This window comes from Streptomyces sp. NPDC005374 (assembly GCF_042872225.1).
Classification (GTDB): Bacteria; Actinomycetota; Actinomycetes; order Streptomycetales; family Streptomycetaceae; genus Streptomyces.
Genome location: NZ_JBIAKA010000027.1, coordinates 108,258 through 116,784 on the forward strand (window position 1 = coordinate 108,258; position 8,527 = coordinate 116,784).

The following is an 8,527-nucleotide window of genomic DNA, read 5'->3' on the forward strand; positions in this document are numbered from 1 at the left end:
ACCGATCCGCCTCTGTGAGTTGTCCCTGCCATCAGGCAGCATGTCCTGCATGTCCGTACTGACGCGCGACGAAGCGCAGACCCGTGCCAAGCTCCTCGACGTTCACCACTACGCCATCGCGCTCGACCTCACCACCGGCGACGAGACCTTCGAGTCCCTGACCGTCATCCGGTTCACCACGCGCGCGGAAGCGGACACCTTCGTCGAGCTCAAGCCGGCCGAACTGCGCGAGGCCACCCTCGACGGCCACCCCCTCGACCCGGAGACCCTCCACGAGAACCGTCTCCCCCTCAAGGCACTGACCGCCGGCGAACACGAACTGCGCATCGATGCCGTCATGCGGTACTCCCGCACCGGCGAAGGCATGCACCGCTTCACCGACCCCACCGACGGTGAAACCTACGTCTACACCCAACTGTTCATGGACGACGTCCAACGCGTCTTCGCCGCCTTCGACCAACCCGACCTCAAAGCCGTCTTCGACCTGTCCGTCAAAGCCCCCGAGAACTGGACCGTCCTCGCCAACGGCATCACCACCGACCTCGGCGACGGCAACTGGCAGGCCGCCCCCACCCCCCTCATCTCCACCTACCTCGTCGCCGTCGCCGCAGGCCCCTGGCACTCCGTGCGCACCGAACACCGCGGCCTGCCCTTCGGCATCCACTGCCGCCGCTCCCTCGCACCCCACCTCGACCCCGACGCCGACGAACTCTTCGAGATCACCAAGCAGTGCTACGACCGCTACCACGAGAAGTTCGAGGAGCCCTACCCCTTCGACTCCTACGACCAGGCGTTCGTCCCCGAGTTCAACGCCGGCGCCATGGAGAACCCCGGACTCGTCACCTTCCGCGACGAGTTCGTCTACCGCTCCGCCGTCACCGACACCGAACGCCAGACCCGCGCCATGGTCATCGCCCACGAAATGGCCCACATGTGGTTCGGCGACCTCGTCACCCTGCGCTGGTGGGACGACATCTGGCTCAACGAGTCCTTCGCCGAGTACATGGGCTACCAGACCCTCACCGAAGCCACCCGCTTCACCGACACCTGGACCGACTTCGGCGTCGTCCGCAAAGCCTGGGGCTACGACGCCGACCAACGCCCCTCCACCCACCCCGTCGCCCCCGAGAACGTCGACGACACCGCCTCGGCACTCCTCAACTTCGACGGCATCTCCTACGCCAAGGGCGCCTCCGCCCTACGCCAGTTGGTCCACTGGCTCGGCGAGAAGGACTTCCTCGCCGGCATCAACACCCACTTCAAGCGCCACAAGTTCGCCAACGCCGCCCTCGCCGACTTCATCGACTCCCTCGCCTCCGCCACCGAACGCGACGTCCACGCCTGGGCCGACGCCTGGCTCAGCACCACCGGCGTCGACACCCTCCGCCCCACCGTCACCCGCGGCGAGGAAGGCACCCACACCCTCCAGGTCGAACACCACGGCAACCGCCCCCACCGCATCGCCGTCGGCCTCTACGACCAGGACGTCAACGACCAGGGCCACCAACTCGTCCTGCGCGAACGCCTCGACCTCGACATCCCGCAGCACACCCCCCTCCCCATCGGCAAACGCCCCGCCCTCCTGCTCCTCAACGACGGCGACCTCACCTACACCAAGATCCGCTTCGACACCGAGTCCTTCAAAACCGTCACCGAATGCCTCTCCGGCCTGCCCTCACCCCTGACCCGCGCCGTCGTCTGGAACGCCCTGCGAGACGCCGTCCGCGACGGTGAACTCGCCCCCACCGCCTACCTGGAGGCGGCCCGCGCCCACCTCCCGCACGAGACCGACCTCGCCCTCGTCCAGGGCGTCCTCGCCTTCGCCACCACCTACGTCACCGACCGCTACGTCACCCCCGACCAGCGCCCCGCCACCCTCGCCACCCTCTCCTCCCTCTGCCGCGACCTCATCCGCCGCACCGAGGACGGCGACAACCCCGGCCTGCGCCTCATCGCCGTCCGCCACTGCATCAACGTCACCTCCCAGCCCGACACCATCGCCGCCTGGCTCGCCGACGGCACCGTCCCCGGCGGCCCCGAACTCGACCCCGAACTCCGCTGGCGCGTCCTCGCCCGCCTCGCCGTCCTCGGCGCCACCGACGAAACCGCCATCACCGCCGAACTCGAACGCGACCCCTCCGCCACCGGCCAGGAAGGCGCCGCCCGCTGCCGCGCCGCCCTCCCCACCGAAGAGGCCAAGTCACGCGCCTGGGAAGCGATGTTCACCCACGACAACCTCTCCAACTACCTCTTCACCGCCACCGCCCAGGGCTTCTGGCAACCCGAACAGGCCGACCTCGTACGGCAGTACGTACCCCGCTACTACGACGACGCCGTCACCCTCGCCACCCGCCGGGGCCCCGCCATCGCCGACGCCGCCGGCCGCTGGGCGTTCCCCGACCACGCCATCGACGCCGACAACCTCGCCCTCGGCGAGACCTGCCTGCGCGACGCCGACCTCACCCCCGCCCTGCGCCGCAAACTCACCGACCAACTCGACGACCTGGCCAGGGCCCTGCGAGTGCGGCAGGCGTAGATCGGATTTTCCCCGTACGGGAGTACCCCCTTTCGGGTCAGGATCGTTGACTCTCCGGGCGCGCGCACGCGGGCCGCGTCCAAGCTGGAAGCCCCCAGCGCCCCCGGAGGACGACGATGCACACGCCGCCCCTGGCCTCAGACCCCACCTCGCTGCGCCCCCTGCTCGACACCGTCCTGGAAGCACTGGAGGAGGGGACGCGGGCGCGGGGCGGGCCCCTTCCGGCGGGGGGACCGTCCGAAGTGGCGGCGCGAGTACAGGCCGCGCTGGGCGACGTACTCCCGGACGAGGGCGACCCGCAGGCCCTACGGCGCCTGGTACGCACGTTGGCAGAAGGCTCCGCAGACCCGGCGAACCCCCTCTGCGCAGCCCACCTCCACTGCCCGCCCCTCGCGGTAGCAGCAGCGGCAGACCTGGCCGCGTCAGTACTGAACCCTTCTCTCGACTCCTGGGACCAGGCCCCGGCGGCGTCAGAGCTGGAGGCCCAGGCAACCAGAGCCCTGGCAAACGAGGTCTACACCAACCCACCTGGGGGCGCGGGGAACTGCGCGACCAGCCCCCACCGGCCCGACGCCCTGATCACAACCGGTGGCACGGAATCCAACCAACTCGCCCTCCTCCTGGCCAGAGAGACCCTGGGCCCGGATGTCCGCCTGGTCTGCGGCGAGAACGCCCATCACTCCCTCCCCAGGTCCGCCTGGCTCCTGGGCCTGCCCGAACCGCTCATCGTCAGGACCCCCCACGGCACCCTCGACCCCGCAGCCCTCGACACAACCCCGCCCGGACCCCTCCTCATCGCCGCGACGGCAGGCACCACCGACGCCGGCCTCATCGACCCCCTCCCCGAGATCGCCGACTGGTGCGCACAGCACGGCGCCCGCCTGCACATCGACGCGGCCTACGGCGGAGGGCTCCTCTTCAGCGAACGGCACAGCGCCAAGCTCACCGGCCTGAGCGTCGCAGACACCGTCACCCTCGACCTGCACAAACTCGGCTGGCAACCCGCCGCCGCAGGCCTCCTCGCCGTCCGCGACAGCAACGACCTCACCGCCCTGAACCAGCACGCCGACTACCTCAACGCCCACGACGACACCGAGGCCGGCCTCCCCGACCTCCTCGGCCGCTCCCTGCGCACCACCCGCCGACCCGACATCCTCAAGATCGCCGTAACGCTGAAAACCCTGGGACGAACAGGACTCGCCGCTCTGGTCGACCAAGTCTGCGAGCAAGCACAGGAGTTCGCGCAGCTCGTCCACGACCACCCCCGCTTCGAACTCCACGAACCCCCCACCATCAGCACCGTCCTATTCCGACCGGCAAGCGCCACCGACGACGCCGTAGCCGCCGTACGCCGACAACTCCTCACCGACGGCCGCGCCGTCCTCGGCCGAGCCCGCGCAGCGAACCGGCTCTGGCTCAAGGCCACCCTCCTCAACCCCACCACCCGGCCGGCCGACCTCGCCGGACTCCTGGAACTCGTGGAAGGAACCACCCCCCGATGAACCCCCACCCCCCACACCACGAGCCCGACGCACCCCGCGACCTCGTCGGCATCGGCATCGGCCCCTTCAACCTCTCCCTCGCCGCCCTCGCCCAGCCCCTCACCGCCCTCGACGCCGTCTTCTACGAACAGCGGCCCACCTTCGACTGGCACCCCGGCCTGCTCATCGACGGCGCCACCATCCAAGTCCCGTTCCTCGCCGACCTGGTGACCCTCGCCGACCCCGCCAGCCACTGGACGTTCCTCAACTACCTCAAAACCCGCGAGCGCCTCTTCCCCTTCTACTTCGCCGAGCGCTTCCACATCCAACGCGCCGAATACGACGCCTACTGCCGCTGGGTCGCCGAGAACCTCCCCGGGCTGCACTTCCGCCACCAGGTCGACGCCGTCCGCTTCAACCCCGAACGCGACGTCTTCGAAGTCGACTTCACCCAACTCGACGACAACGGCGAAGCCGAGGCACTCGGCCGCACCTACACCAAGAACATCGTCCTCGGCATCGGCACCGAACCCTACGTACCCGAACCCCTCAAACCCCTCGTCGAAGCACCCGGCGTCCCCGTCGTCCACGCCACCGACTACCTCGACCACCGCCACACCCTTCTCGCCGCCGACCACGTCACCGTCATCGGCTCGGGCCAGTCAGGCGCCGAAGTCTTCCTCGACCTCCTCAAAAACCGCCCCACCGGCCGCGAAAGACTCCACTGGCTCGGCCGCACCGAAGCCTTCGCACCCATGGAGTACTCCAAACTCGGCCTCGAACACTTCACCCCCGACTACACCCGCTACTTCCACGCCCTGTCCGAAAGCACCCGCGACCGCCTCGGCACCACCCAGTGGCAACTCCACCGCGGCATCGACGCCGACACCATCGCCGCCATCCACGACGAGCTCTACCGCCGCACCCTCCACGGCGGCTGGCCCGACACCGTCCTCACCCCCGGCGTCCGCGTCCGCACCGCAGGCCGCATCGCCACCACGAAAATCGAACTCCACCTGGAACACACCCAGCAGAACACCCGCTCCCGGCTCACCACCGACGCCGTCGTCCTCGCCACCGGCCACCGCGAACGCCCCCTCGACCGCATCCTCGCCGGCCTCGACCCCTACATGCGCCGCGACAGCCGCGAACGCCCCCGCGTCGACGAACAGTTCCGCCTCGTCCTCGACCCCTCCGTCACCGGCGCCGACTGCCACGTCCACGTCCAGAACGCCGAACGCCACACCCACGGCGTCGGCACCCCCGACCTCGGCCTCGCCGCCTGGCGCAGCGCCACCATCCTCAACACCATCACCGGCAAAGAGCCCTACCCCCTCCCCACCCGCACCGCCTTCACCACCTTCGGCCTCGAACCCCGCCCCCACATCCCACCCGCCCGCACAGCCCCCACCCTCACCCCCCTCGTCGAGGGACGATAAGCACCCCCACACGCCAACGGCGCCGACGCGAAAACCCACGCCGACGCCATTGACGCAACCCCGCCGGATCCCTAGAACACCGGCGTACCGTCCCGCGTCAGCCTCCAGTCCACCGACGCGAAGTCCTTCGGATCCAGCACACCCTTCGCGGTCACCCACTCCGCGATCCGCGTACGGATCTCCGTCGACTCCGACCACACCTCGGTCGCCGACGCCACATGCGGAAACGCCCCACCACCGTTCGCACGGTAGTTGTTCACCGCGAACACGAACTTCTCCGCATCGGCCAACGCGGCACCGTTGTACGTCAGGTTCCTGATCCGCGAACCCGCCACCTGCGCGATGTCGATGTCGTACGACAACCCCGACACATAGTCGTAGTTGTAGTCCGGACGGTTGCCCGCGTTCGTCAGCTTCTCCACATCGACCACCGCACCCGCAGCCGTCTGCACGAAGTACTCCGCCGAATACTCCAGGTACGCCTTCAACTGCGCACCCGTCATCAGCTTCGCGACCAGCGTGTTGTCGTACACATACAGACTCGACAGATCCCGGATCGTCACCTTGCCGGCCGGGATCTCCGACGTACGGGAGAAGGGAGAAGCCTGCGCGATCACCGGCAGCGACGCGTACTCCGTCGACGCCAACGCCGCCCTGACCACATCCTCCTGCACCCTCGTGATCAGATCGATGATCGCAGCGTCCTTGTACCGCGCCTCGACCGTCGTCAACGTCTCCGTCGCCGTACCGACAACCTGGTTCACGTACCGCACGACGACGTCGTGATCGGCCTTCAACAGCTTGGTGATCCTCGGGTCATCGGCCACCGAATTCGAGTTCAGCACCTTCGACGACACGGACTCGACCGACCAACGGCCCTTCTCCAGAACCAACTCGACGTCGAACAACGACAGCCGCTCCGCGTACGCCAACGGCTCCGACAACACCACCGTCTTCCCGGTCTTCGCGTTGGTGACCTTCAACTCCGGGATCTCCACATGCGCGTGACCCACCAGAATCGCGTCGATCCCCGGCACCTGCTGCGCCACCAACGCCGCAGAATTCTCCACATACGGCAACTGATCACCGTACGAAGACGTCCCCGACGAACCCGAATGCGCCGACACGATCACCACGTCCGCACCCATCGACCGCAGCCTCGGCACCCACTTCGCCGCCTGCTCCTCAAGACCCGGAAACGTCAACTTCCCCTGCACATACGCCTTGTCCCAGATCGCGATACCCGGATTCGTCAACCCCAGCACCGCCACCTTCACCGGCGGCGCCCCCTTCACACAGAACTCCTTGATGAAGTACGGCGGAAATGCAGGCTTCAGCGTCTTCGCGTCCAGCGCGTTCGCACCCAGCAGCGGAAAGTCACACTGCTCCTCGAACTTCCGCAGCGTCTCGATGCCGTAGTTGAACTCGTGGTTGCCCAACGCCACCGCGTCATACCCGATCGCGTTCATCGCCGCCGCCATCGGATGCACCGGACCACCCTTCGCGGTGATCGGATCCACCTTCGCGTAGTAGTACGTCAACGGCGTGCCCTGGATCGTGTCACCCGCATCCAGCAGCAGCGTGTTACGACGCCCCTTCTCCGCACGGACCTGGTTCACCAGCGTCGAGATCCGAGACAGACCCTGCGCGTTCCCCGCGGAATCCTTGTACTCCGCGTCCTTGAAGTAGTCCCAGTTGAAGACATGACCATGAAGGTCAGTGGTGCCCATCACCGTCAGCGAATACCGCTTCACCGGCCTGTGCCCCTTCTTCGCCTCAGCGGCCTGCGCCGCCGGAGCCCCCACGGCACCCGCCAACGCCACCCCCGCCCCGGTCACAGCGGACTTCTCCAGGAACTTCCTGCGGTTCAACGGCATCTCTGCATCTCCTCGGGGAACGGTCAACGACGCGCGTAGATTCTGACCCGGCCACGCTGAACCGCAACAGTCCTCGCAGGTTTCGATCTGATGACCCCACCGGCGATAGCTGACAGAGTGGGCCGTTATGACCGTCCCCTACGGCACCCCCGACGCCCCCCGCATCGCCGTCCGCGGCGAAGCCCACCTCGAAGTCGACCCCGAAATCGCCCGCATCGGCATCACCATCGCCTCCCGCGGCAAAGACCGCCGCACCGCCCTCGACGACCTCACCCACCGCAACACCACCGCCCTCAACCTCGTCAAAACCTACGGCGACGCCGTCGAACGCCTCGAAACCGGCTCCTTCTCCGTCACACCCGAACTCAAAGAACACGGCCGCGGCGAACGCATCCACGCCTACCACGGCCACGTCCACATCACCGCCGAACTCACCGACTTCACAGCCCTCGGCGAACTCACCACCAAACTCGCCGACCTGGAACTCACCCACGTCGACGGCCCATGGTGGGCGCTGCGCCGCGACTCACCCGCCCACCGCGAAGCACGCCGGCAAGCAGTACGAGAAGCCGTCCAACGCGCCAAGGAATACGCCGAAGCACTCGGCACCCACCTTGCCGCCCTGACCGAACTCGCCGACATCGGAGCCGAAGACCCCGAACCCCGATTCGTCGGCAAAGCCGCCCGCTCCCGCGCCATGGCCTACGACGAAACCCAGGCCACCGACCAAGGCGCCGCCCCCCTCGACCTCCAACCCCAACGCCAACACGTCCACGCCCAGGTCAACGCCCGCTTCACCATGGCACCACCACAACTGTGACGCCCGTAGTCAGTGTTTGGGGCCTACGTGGGCGTCCATCAGAGCGACTGAGGCTTTGCGGGCGATAGAGATGTTGAACGGATCGCTGCCGCGAGCGAGGCTGGTCCACCTGACCCCGACCTTGTCGAGAGTGTCGGTGAAGAGTCGCCGGATGTCGTCGGACTTGTTGGCGAAGAAGTACCGGGGGTACTCATAGCGCTTGCGTTCACCGGCCACGAGTCGAGTCGTCCAGTTGGTGATGCGGCACCCGTCCGAGTGGATGAGCCCGCGGATGAACTCTGAACCGTTCCGGGTTCAATAGAGATCTCAGATGTTGACTGTGACCTGGGGTTTCGTGGTCGCTCGGTAGTAGTTGGCTTCGTATTCGGCGGGCG

Annotated in this window: 5 protein-coding genes and 1 pseudogene; 4 read left to right on the forward strand and 2 right to left on the reverse strand. The window is 67.7% G+C overall.

Annotated elements, in window-relative coordinates; genetic code table 11:
• Nucleotides 1-49: 49 nt before the first annotated feature.
• The 3 genes from pepN to ACFYRX_RS43935 all read left to right on the forward strand — a co-directional run bounded on the left by pepN (nt 50) and on the right by ACFYRX_RS43935 (nt 5,456).
• Nucleotides 50-2,536 carry an aminopeptidase N gene (gene pepN / locus ACFYRX_RS43925; protein ID WP_389112675.1) on the forward strand — a complete coding sequence of 829 codons (2,487 nt, stop codon included), beginning with the start codon at nt 50-52 and terminating at the stop codon, nt 2,534-2,536.
• Nucleotides 2,537-2,652: 116 nt separating this feature from the next.
• Nucleotides 2,653-4,038, forward strand: a complete 1,386-nt coding sequence (locus ACFYRX_RS43930; protein WP_389112677.1) for a pyridoxal phosphate-dependent decarboxylase family protein — start codon at nt 2,653-2,655, stop codon at nt 4,036-4,038.
• Nucleotides 4,035-5,456, forward strand: a complete 1,422-nt coding sequence (locus tag ACFYRX_RS43935) for a lysine N(6)-hydroxylase/L-ornithine N(5)-oxygenase family protein (RefSeq protein ID WP_389112679.1) — start codon at nt 4,035-4,037, stop codon at nt 5,454-5,456. The genes ACFYRX_RS43930 and ACFYRX_RS43935 overlap by 4 nt, the downstream gene beginning before the upstream one ends.
• A gap of 71 nt (nt 5,457-5,527) precedes the next feature.
• On the opposite strand, the gene ACFYRX_RS43940 is transcribed toward ACFYRX_RS43935, so the two are convergent.
• Nucleotides 5,528-7,333, reverse strand: a complete 1,806-nt coding sequence (locus ACFYRX_RS43940) for a bifunctional metallophosphatase/5'-nucleotidase (protein WP_389112681.1) — start codon at nt 7,331-7,333, stop codon at nt 5,528-5,530.
• A 127-nt stretch (nt 7,334-7,460) separates the two neighbouring features.
• Between ACFYRX_RS43940 and ACFYRX_RS43945 the strand changes: the two genes are divergently transcribed.
• Nucleotides 7,461-8,153, forward strand: coding sequence for an SIMPL domain-containing protein (locus ACFYRX_RS43945; RefSeq protein ID WP_389112683.1), 693 nt, complete (start codon nt 7,461-7,463; stop codon nt 8,151-8,153).
• Nucleotides 8,154-8,162: 9 nt separating this feature from the next.
• On the opposite strand, the pseudogene ACFYRX_RS43950 reads toward ACFYRX_RS43945, so the two are convergent.
• Nucleotides 8,163-8,432, reverse strand: a pseudogene (locus ACFYRX_RS43950) (hypothetical protein); the annotation flags it as partial.
• Nucleotides 8,433-8,527: the final 95 nt, after the last annotated feature.